The organism is Kitasatospora sp. NPDC059327, assembly GCF_042752535.1.
In the GTDB taxonomy this organism is placed as follows: domain Bacteria; phylum Actinomycetota; class Actinomycetes; order Streptomycetales; family Streptomycetaceae; genus Kitasatospora.
This window is the reverse complement of the sequence record NZ_JBHYYB010000051.1, coordinates 46,614-64,089: the sequence shown is the minus strand read 5'-3', so window position 1 is coordinate 64,089 and position 17,476 is coordinate 46,614. Positions and strand designations below refer to the sequence as shown.

The window sequence follows — 17,476 nt, the reverse complement described above, 5'->3', positions numbered from 1 at the left end:
CCCCCGATCGGGGGGGCGCCGGCCTTCGCCGTTCGGTTCCTAGGAGTCGGCGGGGCGGCTGTCCTGCTGCTCGGTCAGCCGGCGGTGGGCCTCGGGCCAGCGGACGGGGAGCTGCTCCACGGGGGTCTGCCAGAAGGTGAAGACGGACTCCCGCGTGGTGGCGCGCAGGCCGGTCATGAGGCCTCCGGCATCCCGGAGGCGACGCCCGGCCTCGGCGTCGGCCTGGCCCTGCCCGCCGTCGACAGACTGCTGCCGGGCCGGCTCCGCTCCGCCCCGAACCCCGACGACGAGGTGCTGGCACCGTCGTCGTTGATCGCCCTGCTCCGCCCCTGAGCAACCACGCCCCCGCCCGGCTAGGGCCGGGCGGGGGCGCCTTGTCATGTCCGTCAGCGGAACGGCAGTACCGCAGTGCTGCCACCGGCCAGGATGTGGCCGTACTCACCCTGGCCGTCGAGCGCGCGGTAGTTGACCACTGGATCACCGGCGCGCACGAGGGCGGTGGCGCATCCGAGGCACCACGGTGTCGGCGGCCGCACGTCGAGATCCTCGATTGCCGCTTCAGCGGTGTGGCACTGCGCGCAGTTCGCCATCGGGTCCTCCTCGGAGCGTCAGGCCCATGTGGCGCCGCACTGGGTGCAGCCCCATCGGCCGTCCATCGTCTGGTAGGTGGCACCCGATCCGCAGACCGGGCAGGTACGGGCGCTCGCCTCGTTGGCCCGCTTCAGCAGGGTACTGGGCGCCGGGGTGGTGGCGGGCTGCTTCCCGGCGAGCTGGGCCTCGGTGCTGGGCTTGTCGAGCAGGATGGCGCTCATGGCGTCGTCTCCTCGGTGTGGAGTGGCAGAGGTGCGCCGGCCGGGCATCACCAGCGAATCGGGTGGTGGCCCTTCCGTGGAGGCCATCGGGGCGCTCTCGCACGCCGTGTGCGTGCCCCGCACACCCTGTGCGCGCCCTGCCCGCAGGTGCCGTCGGGTCGGTACGGTGGCCAGCCCGTGCAAGCGAAGGGCGGACCCGTGCATCAGCGTCAGCTTGGGACGGTCATCAGGGCTGCCCGGTGTGCACAGCGGATGACCCAGGCCCAACTGGGCCGGGCGTGTGGATACTCGGCGTCCGCGATCAGCCGAGTCGAGGCCGGCCTGCTGCGGCCCGCCGAGCAGCCACTCCTGTTGATCGCCCGAGCGTTGGACCTGCCGCGTGACGCCGTCTGCGTGGGTGCACCGGCTACGCTGGCACGGGATGTGATTCCGGATCAGGAGGACGCCATGCTCCGCAGGCAGCTGCTCGTGGCCGGCGTAGCGGCGGCTGGGGCCGGGGTGCTCCCGTCGACGGCGATTGCTGTGGGGCGCCCGGACGCGTCGTCCCGGATCGTCGGGGCCTTGTATTCGCCGGAAGCGTCGGCGCCCACGTCGGTGCGGCAGCTCAGGACTGCGCTGGCGTTGGCCCGCGATCAGTTCACGGCGTCGCGGTACCAGGATCTCGGCGATTCCCTGCCCAGTCTGCTGGGTACAGCCCAGGCGACCCGCGAGGCGGTGTCCGGTCGGGCCCGCGAGGAGGCGCACGCCTGCGTCGCACGAGCCTGGGTGCTGGCGACCGAGCTGGCACTGAAAAGTCATTCGGACATCGCCTGGCCGGCGGCGGATCGGGCCCTGGCCGCAGCCCAGGCCAGCGGCGACCCGGTCGTCCAGGGTGAGGCTGCCCGGGTCCTGGCGATCACGATGCGGCGTGCTGGGCGTCCGGCCGCTGCCGTTGACCTTCTGCGCCGCACCGCTGACGCACTCACCCAGACCCCGGATGACACGTCCCGGGCGGTGGCGACGACATTGCTGATGACGGCCGCCTACACGGCCGCGTGTGGTCAGCGCCGAGGTGACGCCCTCGACCTCATGGCGGAGGCGGAGCTCGCCGTCGTCCGCCTGGCGTCGAGTGGTCCCCGGCCGCGAACCCAGTTGTTCACGGTCGATGCCACCAGTGCGCAGGCCGACCTGTATTGGATCGGCGTGCACACGGTACTCGGGACTCCCGACGAGGGTGTGCCGTACGCGGCGCGGACTGTGCCGGGGCAGTTGCCGACGACGGAGCGCCGGGCTCGGTACGGCACTGACTGCGCACGCATGGGGCACTCCCTCGGCGACCACCGCCGTACGTTCGCGTCGCTGCGATTCACCGAGCGGGTCGCCCCTGAGGAGGTGCGCCGGCCGGCCCTGCGGGCGCTGACAGCCGACCTGCTCTACGCGCCGGTGACCGTGGCGGGTGTGCGGGAGTTCTCCGTACGGACAGGAGTCTCGTGGTCGCGGTGATCGCCCTGCTCCGCCCGCGAGCGCCCCGCCCGGGTTCGGGCGAGGCGCTCATCGTGCTCAGGCCGGCCGGCCGGCCGGGCAGCGGCAACGGCGTCCGTGTGCTGCCCGGTGGCCAGGTCGTCCTCCGTGATGCCCGGGCGAGGCGAGCACAGGTCGGATGACCGAGGGGCCGGCGCGAGGTGCTCCTCGGCCGCCGAGACGGTCTCCCGCTCGATCAGCACTCGATGCCGTCGACCGCGAGGCCGCCGCGCGAGGTCTCCTTGTACTTGATCTACGAGGAGAGAGCTTGGAAGGCGTTCTGACGATGAGCGCTGCTCGCTAGAGTGGAGACTGACTGCCAGGAGTTCCGGTCGACGTTGCCGGCCACAGCGCAGAGCAGGAGGAGTCGATGAGCGCACAGCCCACTGAGCCACACCGTGTGCGTCCCCGGACGCAGGACGAGATCGGGGCCGCGCTGCCGCCTTCCCAGCGGATGGCCTTCTACCGCGACATGGGTTCGGCCGACGAGGACGAGATCGCGGGTGTGTTGCGTCGTTGGCGGCTGCGGCTGGAGATTTACAACGACCCCGCCACGGCTCGCGTCCACACCGCGGTCCGGCAGGGGACGGCCCCGGGGCGGGCCTTGTCGGCAGTGCTGAGGGAGCTCGGGCCGCAGTGAGCGACTGGGACGATCCGTACGACGGCGATGAGGAGCACGACCCGATCATCCTGTCGCCGCAGGTCGAGGCAGTGTTCGACTACGCGGTGACGCCGCCGGACGTGGTCTCGGCGATCGCCGCGTTCCTGGTCGGCTTGCGCGAGACGTTGGACGGTGGGCGGCACCCGGAGCATGCGGAAGAGATCCCGGGTCTGCCGGGCGGCTACTTGGCCCCGTTGGTCCGGGATCTCGGGCTGGTTCAGTACCACGTGACCGAGACCCCGTACGGACCTGGGTTCTACGTTGCCAGGATTGTGCGCACGGACGATTACCCCGAGGGCTTCTGAGCCGGTTGTGTCCTGGGTGGACCCGCGGGCGCGGTGCCGGCTCCTGCCCGCCCGCCCGAGGCCGGCCGCGCGTAGGCGCCGACTCCGCCCGCCACGCTGACCGCAGATCCCTGGTCGGCGTTCTGCGGACCAGGGATCTGCCGGGAACTTCTCAGGGACTTCCCGCCACGCGAGCAGGGAAGGCCCCGACCGCCCTGAAAGGGTCAAACGTCCAGGTCGGAGTGCGTGTGCCTAGCACTCGATGACGTTGACGGCGAGGCCGCCGCGCGAGGTCTCCTTGTACTTGATCTTCATGTCGGCGCCGGTCTCCTTCATGGTCTTGATCGCCTTGTCCAGGGAGACGTGGTGCCGGCCGTCTCCGCGCAGGGCCATCCGGGCGGCGGTGACGGCCTTGACCGAGGCCATGCCGTTGCGCTCGATGCAGGGGATCTGGACCAGGCCGCCGACCGGGTCGCAGGTGAGGCCGAGGTTGTGCTCGATGCCGATCTCGGCGGCGTTCTCGACCTGCTCGGGGGAGCCGCCGAGGACCTCGGCTAGGCCGCCGGCCGCCATCGAGCAGGCGGAGCCGACCTCGCCCTGGCAGCCGACCTCGGCGCCGGAGATGGAGGCGTTCTCCTTGAAGAGCATGCCGATCGCGCCCGCGGCGAGCAGGAAGCGGACGATGCCGTCCTCGTCCGCGCCCGGGATGAAGTTCAGGTAGTAGTGCAGGACGGCGGGGATGATTCCGGCCGCGCCGTTGGTCGGGGCGGTGACGACGCGGCGGCCGGAGGCGTTCTCCTCGTTGACGGCCATCGCGTAGAGGGTCACCCACTCCATGGCGTTGGCCGGGCCGATGCCCTCGGCGCGCAGCGCGCGGGCGCCCGAGGCAGCGCGGCGGCGGACCTTGAGGCCGCCGGGGAGGATGCCCTCGCGGGACATCCCGGCCCGGACGCACTCCTGCATGACGCGCCAGATCTCCAGCAGCCCGGCCCGGATCTCCTCCTCGCTCCGCCAGGCCTTCTCGTTCTCCAGCATCAGGCCGGAGATGGACAGGCCGGTCTCGCGGCTGAGGCGGAGCAGTTCGTCGCCGGTGCGGAAGGGGTACTTGAGCACGGTGTCGTCGGGCTTCACGCGGTCCGCGCCGAGCGCGTCCTCGTCGACGACGAAGCCGCCGCCGACCGAGTAGTAGGTCTTCTCCAGCAGCGTGCCGCCGTCGGCGTCGAAGGCCCAGAGGGTCATGCCGTTGGCGTGGTAGGGCAGCGAGCGGCGGCGGTGCAGGATCAGCTGGCTGCCCGGGTCGAAGTCGATCGGGTGGGTGCCGAGCAGCCGGATCCGCTTCTCGGCGGTGACCCGCTCGACGTCCTGGTCGGCCCGGTCGACGTCGACCGTGCGCGGGGAGTGGCCCTCCAGGCCCAGCAGGACGGCCTTCGGGGTGCCGTGTCCGTGTCCGGTGGCGCCCAGCGAGCCGAAGAGCTCGGCGCGAACGGCCGTCACCCGGGTCAGCAGGTCCTCGGACTTCAGGCGGCGGGCGAACATCCGGGCGGCGCGCATCGGGCCGACGGTGTGGGAACTCGACGGGCCGATGCCGATGGAGAAGAGGTCGAAGACGCTGATGGCCACGGAGGACGTCCTTGTCTGGTCTCGTGGAAGGACTTGCAGGCGGGGTGCTGACACGGAAGGGGGCACCGCGCGCACTGTCCAGTGTGCGCGGTGCCCCGGAATCCCAGGTGACCAGGCAGGGTGAGGCCGATCACCTACGGCCGAATCACAGGTTCGGGTAGAGCGGGTACTTCTCGGCGAGGGCGGAGACCCGGGTCTTCAGCGCGGCGGCGACGGTCTCGTCGAAGGCGGGCTTGAGCGCCTCGGCGATGATGTCGGCGACCTCGCGGAAGTCCTCGGCCTGGAAGCCGCGGGTGGCCAGGGCCGGGGTGCCGATGCGCAGGCCGGAGGTGACCATCGGCGGGCGCGGGTCGTTCGGGATGGCGTTGCGGTTGACCGTGATGCCGACCTCGTGCAGCCGGTCCTCGGCCTGCTGGCCGTCGAGCTGGCTGTTGCGCAGGTCGACCAGGACCAGGTGGACGTCGGTGCCGCCGGACAGCACCGAGGCGCCGGCCTCGGCCACGTCGGCCTGGAGCAGGCGCTCGGCGAGGATCCGGGCGCCGTCCAGGGTGCGCTGCTGGCGCTCCTTGAACTCCTCCGAGGCGGCGACCTTGAAGGCGACGGCCTTGCCGGCGATCACGTGCTCCAGCGGGCCGCCCTGCTGGCCGGGGAAGACCGCGGAGTTGATCTTCTTCGCCCACTCGGCCTTGGAGAGGATGACGCCGCCGCGCGGGCCGCCCAGGGTCTTGTGGGTGGTGGTGGTGACCACGTCCGCGTACGGCACCGGGTTGGGGTGCAGGCCCGCGGCGACCAGACCGGCGAAGTGCGCCATGTCGACCATCAGCAGGGCACCGACCTCGTCGGCGATCCGGCGGAACGCGGCGAAGTCCAGCTGGCGCGGGTAGGCGGACCAGCCGGCGATGATCAGCTTCGGCTGGTGCTCCTTGGCGAGGCGCTCGACCTCGGCCATGTCGACCTGGCCGGTCTTGTCGTCCACGTGGTACGCGGCCACGTTGTAGAGCTTGCCGGAGAAGTTGATCTTCATGCCGTGGGTCAGGTGACCACCGTGGGCCAGGCTCAGCCCCAGGATGGTGTCGCCCGGCTGGATCAGCGCGAACATCGCGGCGGCGTTGGCCTGCGCGCCGGAGTGCGGCTGGACGTTGGCGTGCTCGGCGCCGAACAGGGCCTTGATCCGGTCGATGGCGATCTGCTCGACCACGTCGACGTGCTCGCAGCCACCGTAGTAACGACGGCCGGGGTACCCCTCGGCGTACTTGTTGGTCAGCACCGAGCCCTGCGCCTCCATGACCGCCACCGGGGCGAAGTTCTCGGAGGCGATCATTTCCAGGGTGGTCTGCTGGCGGTGCAGCTCGGCGTCGACCGCGGCGGCGATCTCCGGGTCGAGCGAGTGCAGGGACTGGTTGAGAACCGTCATGGTGTGGTCTTCCCGGGAGGAGAGAAGGAGGTGCCGCGCGCGACGCGCCCCGGTGGAGGGTGGCGGTGGGCGACGGGAGGGCGGGGGCGGCCCGGTGGCCGGGGCGGCCGCCGCGCTGCGGCCGCCCCGAACGGCCGGATCAGGCCGGGTTGGTCAGGGCGTCGTAGTCGGCGGCGCTCAGCAGCTCGTCGGTGGCCTCGACGCGCACCTTGAACAGCCAGCCACCCTCGAAGGGGGCGCTGTTGACCAGCGAGTTGTCGTCCAGGACGTCCTGGTTGACCTCGGTGACCTCACCGGTGACCGGCGAGTACAGGTCGCTGACCGACTTGGTGGACTCGAGCTCGCCACAGGTCTCACCCGCGGTCACGGTGTCGCCCACGGCGGGCAGCTGCACGTAGACGATGTCACCGAGGGCGTCGGCCGCGTGGGCGGTGATGCCGATCGTGGAGACACCGTCCTCGGCGGCGGTCAGCCACTCGTGCTCCTTGGTGTACTGCAGGTGCTGGGGGTTGCTCATGGCGTCATTCTCCAGGATGGGAAGCGGGTACGACGAAGCGGGCCGCCGGACGGACGGCTTCGACGTGGATCTTCGGGTAGGGCGGGCCTCAGCGGGCGCGCTTGTAGAACGGCAGCGCCACGACCTGCACCGGCTCGTGCTTGCCGCGCACGTCCACCGCGACGGTGGTGCCCGGGGCGGCGTGCGCCGCGTCCACGTAGGCGATGGCGATCGGCTTGCCCAGGGTGGGGGAGGGCGCGCCCGAGGTGATCCGGCCGATCGGCTCGCCGTCGGTGGTCACCACGGTGTACTCGGCGCGCGGCACGCGCTTGCCCTCGGACACCAGGCCGACCAGCACCCGCGGCGGGTTGGCCTCGGCCGCGGCGGCGGCCTGCTCCAGGGCCTTGCGGCCGACGAACGTGCCCTCGTTGGTGGTCTTGTCGAAGCGGACCACCCGGCCGAGACCGGCGTCGAACGGGGTCAGGTCGGTGGAGAGCTCGTGCCCGTAGAGCGGCATGCCGGCCTCCAGGCGCAGCGTGTCGCGGCAGGACAGGCCGCAGGGGACGAGCCCGCGCCCGGTGCCGGCCTCGGTCAGCGCGGTCCAGACGTGCGCGGCGTCGCCCGGGTTGCAGAAGATCTCGAAGCCGTCCTCGCCGGTGTAACCGGTGCGGGCGAGCAGCACGTCGCGGCCGGCCACCTGGGCCGGGAGGATCGCGTAGTACTTCAGGCCGGGCAGGTCGGCCTCGGTGGTGTCGGCCAGGATCGCGGTGGACTCCGGGCCCTGGACGGCGATCAGCGAGTAGGTGTCGCGGTCGTCCGTGACGACAGCGTCGAAGCCCTTGGCGCGGGCGATCAGCTCGTCCAGCACCAGCTGGGCGTTGGAGGCGTTGGCGACGACCAGGAAGGCGTCCTCGCGCAGGCGGTAGACGATCAGGTCGTCCAGGATCCCGCCGTCCTCGGCGCAGATCATGGTGTAGCGGGCGCGCAGCTCGCCGAGCGCGGAGACGAAGCCGACCAGCGCGTGGTCCAGCATCGCGCCGGCCTGCGGGCCGGTCACGGTGATCTCGCCCATGTGGGAGAGGTCGAACAGACCCGCCTTGGTGCGGACGGCGAGGTGCTCCTCGCGCTCGCTGCCGTAGCGCAGCGGCATGTCCCAGCCGGCGAAGTCGGTCATGGTCGCGCCGAGGGCGCGGTGCAGCGCGTCGAGCGCGGTGAGGCGGAGGGACGACATGGCCTGGAACTCCTCGGTCTGGGCACTCAGGTGTGCGCACGCCGGACCGGTCCCGCTCGGGGACCGAGCCTGCGCGCGGGCATGCGGCGGCTGGGTCTCCCCATCTGTCGTCGAACCTGAGAGCTTCACCGCACACGGGCCCGCAGCGCTTTACAGCTAACAGGACAGCATGGCGGCTTGCACCGTGGGTGGGCGCGCGGCAGGGCCGTGCGCCGCTTTCCAGAAATGCCTAACCCGTGCGGTAGGGGTGCCTGAGAGATTCCGGGGAGGACTTGCTCCTTCGGCGCCGGCTGTGCCGCCTCTCGGGGCACTCCGGACTCTCCCGCGCGGGTTCGAGCGGCCGGTATGGAGTTAGGGGCCCGGCGGGAACACGCCGAGACGCGGACATCATGGCACGTCCCGGCGGAAGACGGGAGAGGGGCCCCGCACCCGGTGTTCGACCGGCCCGCCGGGAGCCTCCGCCACCGGGGCCGGGCGCCTCCGCCACCACCCGGGGGCCGCCCCCGGGCCGGCCCCCGTTTCCGGCCCCCGGGCCCGTGCCGCCCCCGCTCCCGCGCCCGCTCCCGCGCCCGGGGCCGGGCACCGGCGCGCGCCGCGGCTGCGCGCGCGGGCCCGCTAGGCTGCTCGGCGTAGGCGAGCAGAGGGACGGTACAGCGGCACATGGGGTACCCGGTGGAGCAGCAACAGGGGTGGGGCGGCCCGGAGGCGGCGCCGCCGGGCGGCGGATGGCCCGCGAACGAGCTGGAGCAGGTGCTCACCGCCGCGCTCGGCGATCCGGGCGCGACCCCCCGGGTGGTCGAGGTGCTGGCCCGCAGCCAGGTGTGGATCCCGCTGCCGGCCGGCGGCGACCCGCGGGGACAGGCCCTGGACCTGCCGGTCATCGAGCTGGCCGGCGACCCCTACGTCCCGGTCTTCTCCTCGCAGGAGGTGTTCCTGCGGCAGGTGCCCGGGATGGCCTTCGCGGTCGCGCCGGCCTGGGAGTTCGCCCGCGGCCTGCCGCTGGGGGTCGGCATCGCGGTGAACCCGGACGCGCCGGTGGGCATCCCGGTGCCGCCGCAGGGCGTCGCCGAGCTGCGGCGCGGGCCGCGCGAGGACCGCTGGGAGGCCCCGGACGCGCCGACCGGCGGCCGGGTGGCGCTGCGCGAGCCGGTACCGGGCGAGGACCCGGAGGCCTTCCTGGCCGCCTGCCGGTACGAACTGTCCGCCCTGCCCGGCGTACTGACCGCCAGGCGGGCGCTGGCCAGCGTCGAGGGCGAGCCGACGGTGATGTTCGTCGGCGTCCAGCTCGACCCGGCGGGCCCGGCCGAGCCGGCCGCCGTGAACGAGGCCCTGGGCCGGGCGCTGGGAACCGCGCCGCTGCCCGGCGGCGTCCACCTCGTGCTGCTCGACCTCGCGGACGATCCGGTGGTCGAGTGGTTGCTCAACCGGGTACAGCCGTTCTACACACGGATGTGACGCGTTCCGCCCGCCAGGCACCGGGTCGGAGGGTCCGGCCGGGCACGTCGGCGTGGCGGTGGTGGGTGGCGCCCCATAGGGTGCCTGCAGATGACCGCCGGGCCGGCGGCAGGTGAGAGAAGAAGAGGCGCAGCGAGGTGGGCGCATGAGTGCGGGAGCGGTAACGGGCGGTGCACCGGGGCCCTGGGGCCAGGCACCCGCCGGGCGCCCCGGCGCGGATCCGAGAGCGCTGGAGCACGCCCTGCGCGACGTCGCGCCGGAACGCTGGGAGGCGTACGAGGCGCTGCTGCACGCGCTGGCCGCGGGGCAGGTCTGGATGCTGCTCTGGCACGGCACGCCGGGCAGCGCGGACGCCCAGTACGGGAACATGGAGATCAGCGGCCACGGCTACGCGCCGGCCGTGACCTCGCCCGAGCAGCTGGCGGCGTCCGGTTGGGCACGGGCGCACGAGGTGATCTCGGGGCGCGAGATCGCCGCCTCGCTCTATCGCACCCGCTGGGGCCTCTGGCTGAACCCGCACGCCCCCGGCGGCGGCGTCGGGGTGCCCTGGGCGGACCTGCGGCGGATCGCGGCCGGCCTGGACCGGCTGCCGGCCGGCCCGTTGAAGCTGAGCGAACCGCAGCTGCCCGCCCAGCAGTTCTTCGCGCTGCTGGAACGCCAGGCGGTCGAGGTGCGGGCGGTCAAGGCGCTGCGCCGGGCCTGGGTGCAGCCCTCCGTGGGCGAGCCGTACCTGGCCATCGGCCTGGACCTGTACGAGAGTTCACCGCCCACGGTGGAGGCCGTCCGGGCGCTGATGCAGCGCGCGATCGCGGTCGCCCCGGAGGGGCTGGCGGTGTCCACGGTGGCCATGGGGGACGAGTACGACCCGGTGGCGCTCTGGATGCGGGCCAACGCGCGGCCGTTCTACGACCGCGAGGCGGGCGGCCACGGCCGTTCGCAGGCGGCGCCGTACCCGCCGGTGCCGCCGCCCTACCCCTCGCAGACGGGGCCGGCGTACGGCTACGGCACCCAGCCGCCCGGTCCGGGGTGGCCGGGGCAGCAGCCGCCGCCCCAGCAGCCGTGGCCCGGTTACCCCGGGCGCTGACCCCGGCGCGCGGATCGGCCACCCCGGCGCGGACCCGGGCGCGTCGTGCGCCTCCGGTACGACCGCGGGCGCGTCCCGCGTCCGCGGTACGAACACGGGCACTTCGGGTGCCTGCGGTACGACCCCGGTATTTCGGGCGTTCGGGTGTTCGGGGCGCGGTCCTGGGCACTTCGGGTGTTCGTGTCGCAACCACGGGCACTTCGGACACCGGTCGTGAGTCCGGGCAGTTCGGGTGTTCACGGCGCGACAGTGGGTAGTTCGGGTACATGCGCCCAAAATCCTTTACCAGGACCGGCTTGACGATTCGTCAAGTCGGTCCTGGTGTTTTCCGGGCGGATTTCCGGCTGGTTCTGCGCAGCCTCTTGACATGCATGTAACAGCTGTGTGAAGAGCGATATGCCGAGGATTCGGGGGTGCATGCCAACAGATCACAGTTGGGCATCTCTCGGTTGTCAGGGCTGGCGTAAGCCAGTTCGGATGGCAGAGAGTTCTGCGCAACGCACCGCGCGTACTTGGAGCCCCACGAAGGTGAACGCGCACGCGGACCGCTTGAGCCTCGCGATGCCCATCCCGCGCGGCCGCAGTACCCGAGCACGTCGCACCGCTGAACACGCGCACCTGTACCTCCGCACGTCCGCACCAGCCGTACCGCCGAACCGGCGACCGGCACCCGTGGGCCGGCCACCGTCGGCGAGGGGACCGAACTGACCATGACCGCACCCATCAAGACCGCCGGGAGCACGCCGGAGGCAGCCGCCACCGCGAGCCCGGCCAAGAAGATCGAGGGCCGCTCGCTCGGCCAGATCGCCTGGACCCGCTTCAAGCGGGACAAGGCCGCCGTCGCCGGCGGCGTCGTGGTGATCCTGCTCATCCTGCTCGCCGTGCTGGCCAAGCCGATCGAGTCGGCGTTCGGCCTGGATCCCGACGCCCTCAACCAGGACCTCCTGGACGCCAACCTGGGCGGCCTGCCGTTCGGGGACTGGGGCGGCATGAGCGCCGACCACCCGCTCGGCGTGGACCCGCTGCAGGGCCGTGACCTGCTCGCCCGGGTCATCGAGGGCTCCTGGGTCTCGCTGCTCGTCGCCTTCGGGGCGACCCTGCTCTCCAACACCCTCGGCACCGTGCTCGGCGTCATGGCCGGCTACTACGGCGGTTGGGTAGACGCGCTGATCAGCCGGGTGATGGACGTCTTCCTGGCGTTCCCGCTGCTGCTCTTCGCCATCGCGATCTCCGCCTCGCTCCAGGGCGGCGCGTTCGGCCTGCACGGCCTCCCGCTGCACATCGGGGTCCTGATCTTCGTGATCGGCTTCTTCAACTGGCCCTACATGGGCCGGATCGTGCGCGGCCAGACCCTCTCGCTGCGCGAGCGCGAGTTCGTCTACGCGGCCCGCAGCCTGGGGGCCCGGGGGCCGTTCATCCTGTTCAAGGAGCTGCTGCCCAACCTGGTCGGTCCGATCCTGGTCTACTCGACCCTGCTGATCCCGACCAACATCCTCTTCGAGGCGGGCCTCAGCTTCCTCGGCGTCGGCATCCAGGCCCCGCAGGCCTCCTGGGGCGGGATGCTCAACGACGCGATCAAGTACTACCAGGTGGACCCCCAGTACATGGTGGTCCCCGGTATGGCGATCTTCCTCACGGTGCTCGCCTTCAACCTGCTCGGCGACGGGCTGCGTGACGCCCTCGATCCCAAGAGCAACTGACAATCCGTCAGGACCCTCCGATCCGCCATCACTTCCTCAAGGGGTTGATCCCACCATGCGTAGGTCCCGTACCGTCGCGCTGACCGCCGCGGCCGCTGCCGCGGTCCTGGTCGTCACCGGGTGTTCCTCCGGTTCCTCCAAGAGCGGGGACGACTCGTCCTCCGCCGCACCCGGCGGCGGCGCCGACGCGGCCACCAAGGGCATCGTCAACGCCTCGGACAAGAAGGGCGGGACGGTCACCTACGAGATGAAGGGCACCCCGGACTCGCTCGACCCGGGCAACACGTACTACGCGTACATCTACAACTTCTCGCGCCTGTACGGGCGTCCGCTGACCACCTTCGCGCCGGGCCCCGGCGACGAGGGCAACAAGCTGGTCCCGGACCTCGCCGAGTCCCTGGGCCAGCCCAGCGCCGACGGCCTGACCTGGACGTACAAGCTGCGCGCGGGCCTGAAGTACGAGGACGGCACCGCGATCACGTCCAAGGACGTGAAGTACGCGGTGGAGCGCTCCAACTTCGCGCAGGACGTGTTCTCCAACGGCCCGACGTACTTCAAGGACCTCCTGGTCGACAACGCGACCCCGTACGCGGGCCCGTACAAGGACACCACCGGTGACCTGAAGTCGATCGAGACGCCGGACGACCTGACCGTCGTCTTCCACCTGAAGCACGCCTTCGCGGACTTCGACTACCTGGTCTCGGCCCCGCAGACCGTGCCGGTCCCCAAGGACAAGGACAAGGGCGCCGACTACGTCAAGCACCCGATGGCCTCGGGCTCGTACAAGTTCGAGTCCTACGAGGACGGCAAGCAGCTCACGCTGGTCCCGAACACCAACTGGGACAAGGCCTCGGACCCGATCCGCAAGCAGCTCGCGGACAAGATCCAGCTCAAGATGAACATCGAGCAGTCCACCATCGACAAGGACCTGCTGGCCGGCAACGCCCAGGTGGACCTCGTCGGCGGCGGCGTCGACCCGCAGACCCAGGCCCAGATCCTGCAGAACCCGAAGCTCAAGGCCAAGACGGACAACGCGTACGGCGGCCGCCTGGTCTACACCGCGATCGACAGCCAGGTCGCGCCGTTCGACAACATCGACTGCCGCAAGGCCGTCCAGTACGCGATCGACAAGGTCTCGGTGCAGACCGCGGTCGGCGGCCCGATCCGCGGCCAGATCGCCAACTCGGTGCTCCCGGCCGACATCCCGGGCCACCAGGACATCAACCTGTACGAGACCAAGGACAACAAGGGCGACGAGGCCAAGGCCAAGGAGGCCCTCAAGGCCTGCGGCAAGCCCGACGGCTTCTCGACCGTCCTGAGCGCCCGTACCGAGCGCGCCACCGAGATCGCCGCGGCGACCTCGATCCAGGCCGCGCTGAAGAAGGTCGGCATCAACGCCGAGATCCAGCAGTTCCCGCAGGGCAAGTACCTCTCCGACAACGTCGGCGTGCCGGCGAAGAACAAGGAGAAGAACATCGGCCTGATGATGATGCAGTGGGGCGCCGACTGGCCGACCGGCTACGGCTTCCTGCAGCAGATCGTCGACGGCCGCGCCATCAAGGAGGCCGGTAACAGCAACCTGGCCTCGCTGAACGACCCGGCGATCAACAAGCTGATCGACGACGCCGCGGTCAACACCGACAAGGCGGCCCGCGAGAAGATCTACGCGGACATCGACAAGAAGGTCATGGAGCAGGCGGTCTACGTCCCGCTGACCTACTTCAAGGTCTTCCTGTACCGCTCGGACACCGCCACCAACGTCGTCTCCACCTCGGCCTTCTCGGGTGAGTACGACTACCTGAACATCGGTACGACCAAGTAAGAGCCTGGCTCCACATCCCTGAAGGCAGGTGAAGGCAGCGGCGCCCGCCGCCGTCCGGAAGATCCCGGACGGCGGCGGGCCGCCGGAGCCGCCCAACTGTGTTTGCCTACATCCTCCGCAGGACGCTCGCGGCCGTGGTGCTGCTGCTGGTGGTCAGCGCGGTCACCTTCGCGATCTTCTTCCTGCTGCCGCGCCTGGCCGGCGAGACGACCGACCAGCTGGCCACCCAGTACATCGGGAAGAACCCGTCCCCCGAAGCGGTCGCGGCGATCAAGAAGAACCTCGGGTTCGACCAGCCCGTCTACGTCCAGTACGGGCGCTTCCTGAAGGCGCTGGTCTCCGGGGCCGAGTACAAGTTCGGCCCGGACGCCGCCACCTGCCACGTGCCCTGCTTCGGCTACTCCTTCAAGAACCACCTGGAGGTCTGGCCCGAGCTGACCAAGCGCATCCCGGTCACCCTCTCGCTGGCCATCGGCGCGGCCGTGCTCTGGCTGGTCTCCGGCGTGACCACCGGTGTGATCTCCGCGCTCAAGCCGAAGTCGATCTTCGACCGGCTGTCGATGGGCATCGCCCTGGCCGGCGTCTCGCTGCCGGTCTTCTTCACCGGTGCCCTGCTGCTCACGCTCTTCAGCTACGAGTGGCCGATCCTGGACAACCTCCAGTACGTCAACTTCACCGACGACCCGCTGATGTGGGCCCGCAACCTGATCCTCCCGTGGATCTCGCTGGCCTTCCTCTACTCCGCGCTCTACGCCCGGCTCACCCGCGCCGGGATGCTGGAGACGATGAGCGAGGACTACATCCGCACCGCCCGGGCCAAGGGCCTGGTCGAGCGCAAGGTGGTCGTCAAGCACGGGCTGCGCTCCGCGCTCACCCCGGTCGTCACCATCTTCGGTATGGACCTCGGCCTGCTGCTCGGCGGTGCGCTGATCACCGAGCAGGTGTTCTCGCTCCAGGGCGTCGGCGCCTTCGCGGTCTCGGCGATCGCCGACAACGACCTGCCGAAGATCCTCGGCGTCACCCTGCTCGCCGCCTTCTTCATCGTCCTCTGCAACCTCGTGGTTGACCTCCTGTACGCCGCTGTCGACCCCCGAGTGAGGCTGTCGTGACCGAGCTCCAGAAGACCCCGGCGCCGGTGGCCACCCCGACCGGGGACCCGTTCCTGTCGGTGCGGGACCTGCGGATCCACTTCGACACCGACGACGGCCTGGTCCGTTCGGTCGACGGGGTCAGCTTCGACCTGCACAAGGGGAAGACCCTCGGGATCGTCGGCGAGTCCGGCTCCGGCAAGTCCGTCACCTCGCTCGGCATCATGGGCCTGCACCGCTCCAAGCGGGCCCGGATCAGCGGTGGGATCCACCTGGACGGCGAGGAGCTGATCGCGGCAGGCCCCGAGCGGGTCCGCCAGCTGCGCGGGCGCCAGATGGCGATGATCTTCCAGGACCCGCTCACCGCGATGCACCCCTACTACTCCGTCGGGGCGCAGATCGTCGAGGCCTACCGGGTGCACCACCCGCAGGCCACCAAGAAGCAGGCGCGGGCCCGCGCGGTCGAGATGCTCGACCGGGTCGGCATCCCGCAGCCCGACCGCCGGGTGGACGACTACCCGCACCAGTTCTCGGGCGGCATGCGCCAGCGCGCGATGATCGCGATGGCCCTGGTCAACGACCCCTCGCTGCTGATCGCCGACGAGCCCACCACCGCACTGGACGTCACCGTCCAGGCGCAGATCCTGGACCTCATCCGCGACCTGCAGCAGGAGTTCGGCTCGGCCGTCATCGTCATCACCCACGACCTCGGGGTGGTCGCCGAACTCGCCGACGACATCCTGGTCATGTACGGCGGCAAGTGCGTCGAGCGCGGTCCCGCCGACAGCCTCTTCGACGCGCCCCAGCACCCCTACACCTGGGGCCTGCTGGGATCGATGCCGCGTCTCGACCGTGAGCTTCAGGAGCGGCTCGTCCCGGTGAAGGGCACCCCGCCCAGCCTGATCAACGTGCCGTCCGGCTGTGCCTTCCACCCGCGCTGCCCGTACGCCGACCTGACCGGTGGGCGTTCGACCGGCGAGGTCCCCGTCCTGACCGAGGCGGCACCCGGGCACCACGCGGCCTGCCACCTCGCCGCCGCCGACCGGCACCGCATCTTCACCGAAGAGATCGCGCCCCGGCTGTGAGCCCGGTTTCGTACCACCATTCTGGAGAGAACCGATGACGGACACTCAGGCGGCGGCCCCCGAGCCCACGAAGAAGGTGCCCGCGCCCGCACCCGCCACCGACCGCGAGCCGTTGCTCCGGGTGACCGGTCTGGCCCGGCACTTCCCGATCAAGGGGGGCCTGCTGCGCCGCAACACCGGCGCGGTGCGGGCCGTCGACGGCATCGACTTCACGGTCAACGCGGGGGAGACCCTGGGCGTCGTCGGCGAGTCCGGCTGCGGCAAGTCGACGATGGGCCGGCTGGTCACCCGCCTCGACGAACCCACCGGCGGGAAGATCGAGTTCGAGGGCCGGGACATCACCCACCTGGGGGCGGGTGCGATGCGGCCGCTCCGCCGCGACATCCAGATGATCTTCCAGGACCCGTACTCCTCGCTGAACCCCCGGCACACCGTCGGCACCATCGTCGGCGCGCCGTTCCGGCTGCAGAAGGTGCAGACCGAGGGCGGGGTCAAGAAGGCCGTCCAGGAGCTGCTGGAGCTGTGCGGGCTCAGCCCCGAGCACTACAACCGCTACCCGCACGAGTTCTCCGGCGGCCAGCGCCAGCGCATCGGCATCGCCCGGGCGCTCGCCCTGCGGCCCAAGATGGTCGTCGCGGACGAGCCGGTCTCGGCGCTCGACGTCTCCATCCAGGCGCAGGTGGTCAACCTGCTGGACGACCTCCAGCGCGAGCTGGGCCTGACCTACCTGATCATCGCGCACGACCTCTCGGTGGTCCGGCACGTCTCGGACCGGGTCGCGGTGATGTACCTCGGCAAGGTCGTCGAGATCGCCGACCGGGACTCGCTCTACGCGGCCCCGATGCACCCGTACACCACCGCGTTGATGTCCGCGGTGCCGGTGCCCGACCCGCGCCGCCGCCAGCAGGGCGGGCGCGAGCGGATCCTGCTCAAGGGCGACGTGCCCTCGCCGATCAACCCGCCGTCCGGTTGCCGGTTCCGCACCCGCTGCTGGAAGGCCCAGGACATCTGCGCGGCCCAGGAGCCGCCGCTGGTCGCGGCGAAGGCCGGCCACCAGGTGGCCTGCCACTTCCCGGAGCACGGCGAGGTGGCCACCACGGCGTGACGGACACCCCCGGTGCCGTCGAGGGCGCGGCCGCTGCCTCCGGGCGGCGGCCGCGCCCCTTCGCGTGGCGGGGACGTGGTGGGGACGCGTCGGGGTGCGTCCGGCATGCGTCCGGGGTG

General features: G+C 71.3%; 17 protein-coding genes and 1 riboswitch. Of the genes, 11 read left to right on the top strand and 6 right to left on the bottom strand.

From position 1 onward, the window contains the following. Window positions 1–333 (top strand): hypothetical protein (locus ACFXHB_RS27360; protein WP_380577300.1); only part of this gene is annotated, 333 nt, incomplete at its 5' end. A 53-nt stretch (window positions 334–386) separates the two neighbouring features. Here the strand turns inward: ACFXHB_RS27360 and ACFXHB_RS27355 are convergent. Together ACFXHB_RS27355 and ACFXHB_RS27350 are read right to left on the bottom strand one after the other, a co-directional pair. Next, complete coding sequence (locus tag ACFXHB_RS27355) at window positions 387–590, bottom strand: hypothetical protein (protein ID WP_380577299.1); 204 nt, start codon at window positions 588–590, stop codon at window positions 387–389. Between the two features lie 18 nt (window positions 591–608). Continuing rightward, window positions 609–812 carry a hypothetical protein gene (locus ACFXHB_RS27350; RefSeq protein ID WP_380577298.1) on the bottom strand — a complete coding sequence of 68 codons (204 nt, stop codon included), beginning with the start codon at window positions 810–812 and terminating at the stop codon, window positions 609–611. A 252-nt stretch (window positions 813–1,064) separates the two neighbouring features. Here ACFXHB_RS27350 and ACFXHB_RS27345 point away from each other — a divergent pair, with 252 nt between their 5' ends. The 3 genes from ACFXHB_RS27345 (at window position 1,065) to ACFXHB_RS27335 (ending at window position 3,278) form a co-directional block, all read left to right on the top strand. After that, window positions 1,065–2,294 carry a helix-turn-helix domain-containing protein gene (locus ACFXHB_RS27345; protein WP_380577297.1) on the top strand — a complete coding sequence of 410 codons (1,230 nt, stop codon included), beginning with the start codon at window positions 1,065–1,067 and terminating at the stop codon, window positions 2,292–2,294. A 388-nt stretch (window positions 2,295–2,682) separates the two neighbouring features. Continuing rightward, a complete protein-coding gene (locus ACFXHB_RS27340; RefSeq protein WP_380577296.1) occupies window positions 2,683–2,952 on the top strand; it encodes a hypothetical protein in 270 nt (89 codons plus the stop codon). After that, on the top strand, window positions 2,949–3,278 hold the full coding sequence (locus tag ACFXHB_RS27335) for a hypothetical protein (RefSeq protein ID WP_380577295.1): 330 nt from the start codon (window positions 2,949–2,951) through the stop codon (window positions 3,276–3,278). The genes ACFXHB_RS27340 and ACFXHB_RS27335 overlap by 4 nt, the downstream gene beginning before the upstream one ends. Window positions 3,279–3,509: 231 nt before the next feature. On the opposite strand, the gene ACFXHB_RS27330 is transcribed toward ACFXHB_RS27335, so the two are convergent. The 4 genes from ACFXHB_RS27330 to gcvT all read right to left on the bottom strand — a co-directional run bounded on the left by ACFXHB_RS27330 (window position 3,510) and on the right by gcvT (window position 8,018). Next, complete coding sequence (locus ACFXHB_RS27330) at window positions 3,510–4,877, bottom strand: L-serine ammonia-lyase (protein WP_380577294.1); 1,368 nt, start codon at window positions 4,875–4,877, stop codon at window positions 3,510–3,512. A 145-nt stretch (window positions 4,878–5,022) separates the two neighbouring features. Beyond that, window positions 5,023–6,291, bottom strand: coding sequence for a serine hydroxymethyltransferase (gene glyA / locus ACFXHB_RS27325; RefSeq protein WP_380577293.1), 1,269 nt, complete (start codon window positions 6,289–6,291; stop codon window positions 5,023–5,025). A gap of 139 nt (window positions 6,292–6,430) precedes the next feature. Further along, on the bottom strand, window positions 6,431–6,808 hold the full coding sequence (gene gcvH / locus ACFXHB_RS27320) for a glycine cleavage system protein GcvH (RefSeq protein WP_360638290.1): 378 nt from the start codon (window positions 6,806–6,808) through the stop codon (window positions 6,431–6,433). A gap of 88 nt (window positions 6,809–6,896) precedes the next feature. Then, window positions 6,897–8,018, bottom strand: a complete 1,122-nt coding sequence (gene gcvT / locus ACFXHB_RS27315) for a glycine cleavage system aminomethyltransferase GcvT (protein ID WP_380577292.1) — start codon at window positions 8,016–8,018, stop codon at window positions 6,897–6,899. A gap of 229 nt (window positions 8,019–8,247) precedes the next feature. Beyond that, window positions 8,248–8,353: riboswitch (glycine riboswitch) on the bottom strand. Between the two features lie 337 nt (window positions 8,354–8,690). Here gcvT and ACFXHB_RS27310 point away from each other — a divergent pair. The 7 genes from ACFXHB_RS27310 (at window position 8,691) to ACFXHB_RS27280 (ending at window position 17,357) form a co-directional block, all read left to right on the top strand. Continuing rightward, window positions 8,691–9,473, top strand: coding sequence for an enhanced serine sensitivity protein SseB (locus ACFXHB_RS27310; protein ID WP_380577291.1), 783 nt, complete (start codon window positions 8,691–8,693; stop codon window positions 9,471–9,473). Window positions 9,474–9,618: 145 nt separating this feature from the next. Then, a complete protein-coding gene (locus ACFXHB_RS27305; RefSeq protein WP_380577290.1) occupies window positions 9,619–10,557 on the top strand; it encodes an enhanced serine sensitivity protein SseB C-terminal domain-containing protein in 939 nt (312 codons plus the stop codon). A gap of 710 nt (window positions 10,558–11,267) precedes the next feature. Continuing rightward, a complete protein-coding gene (locus ACFXHB_RS27300; RefSeq protein WP_380577289.1) occupies window positions 11,268–12,257 on the top strand; it encodes an ABC transporter permease in 990 nt (329 codons plus the stop codon). Between the two features lie 55 nt (window positions 12,258–12,312). Further along, window positions 12,313–14,079, top strand: a complete 1,767-nt coding sequence (locus ACFXHB_RS27295; RefSeq protein WP_380577287.1) for an ABC transporter substrate-binding protein — start codon at window positions 12,313–12,315, stop codon at window positions 14,077–14,079. A gap of 98 nt (window positions 14,080–14,177) precedes the next feature. Continuing rightward, window positions 14,178–15,188: an ABC transporter permease gene (locus tag ACFXHB_RS27290; RefSeq protein WP_380577286.1), complete on the top strand. Its 1,011-nt coding sequence runs from the start codon at window positions 14,178–14,180 to the stop codon at window positions 15,186–15,188. Next, entirely contained in the window at window positions 15,185–16,252 is a 1,068-nt protein-coding gene (locus ACFXHB_RS27285) for an ABC transporter ATP-binding protein (RefSeq protein WP_380577285.1), read from the top strand. Before ACFXHB_RS27290 ends, ACFXHB_RS27285 begins: the two co-directional genes overlap by 4 nt. A gap of 34 nt (window positions 16,253–16,286) precedes the next feature. Then, entirely contained in the window at window positions 16,287–17,357 is a 1,071-nt protein-coding gene (locus ACFXHB_RS27280) for an ABC transporter ATP-binding protein (RefSeq protein WP_380577284.1), read from the top strand. Window positions 17,358–17,476 lie beyond the last annotated feature (119 nt).

What these genes read in the sequence shown, in the direction of transcription:
- gcvT (WP_380577292.1), bottom strand. Translation starts at nt 8,018, where the DNA reads ATGTCGTCCCTCCGCCTCACCGCGCTCGACGCGCTGCACCGCGCCCTC.
- ACFXHB_RS27305 (WP_380577290.1), top strand. Translation starts at nt 9,619, where the DNA reads ATGAGTGCGGGAGCGGTAACGGGCGGTGCACCGGGGCCCTGGGGCCAG.
- glyA (WP_380577293.1), bottom strand. Translation starts at nt 6,291, where the DNA reads ATGACGGTTCTCAACCAGTCCCTGCACTCGCTCGACCCGGAGATCGCC.
- ACFXHB_RS27295 (WP_380577287.1), top strand. Translation starts at nt 12,313, where the DNA reads ATGCGTAGGTCCCGTACCGTCGCGCTGACCGCCGCGGCCGCTGCCGCG.
- gcvH (WP_360638290.1), bottom strand. Translation starts at nt 6,808, where the DNA reads ATGAGCAACCCCCAGCACCTGCAGTACACCAAGGAGCACGAGTGGCTG.
- ACFXHB_RS27280 (WP_380577284.1), top strand. Translation starts at nt 16,287, where the DNA reads ATGACGGACACTCAGGCGGCGGCCCCCGAGCCCACGAAGAAGGTGCCC.
- ACFXHB_RS27345 (WP_380577297.1), top strand. Translation starts at nt 1,065, where the DNA reads ATGACCCAGGCCCAACTGGGCCGGGCGTGTGGATACTCGGCGTCCGCG.
- ACFXHB_RS27300 (WP_380577289.1), top strand. Translation starts at nt 11,268, where the DNA reads ATGACCGCACCCATCAAGACCGCCGGGAGCACGCCGGAGGCAGCCGCC.
- ACFXHB_RS27350 (WP_380577298.1), bottom strand. Translation starts at nt 812, where the DNA reads ATGAGCGCCATCCTGCTCGACAAGCCCAGCACCGAGGCCCAGCTCGCC.
- ACFXHB_RS27355 (WP_380577299.1), bottom strand. Translation starts at nt 590, where the DNA reads ATGGCGAACTGCGCGCAGTGCCACACCGCTGAAGCGGCAATCGAGGAT.
- ACFXHB_RS27340 (WP_380577296.1), top strand. Translation starts at nt 2,683, where the DNA reads ATGAGCGCACAGCCCACTGAGCCACACCGTGTGCGTCCCCGGACGCAG.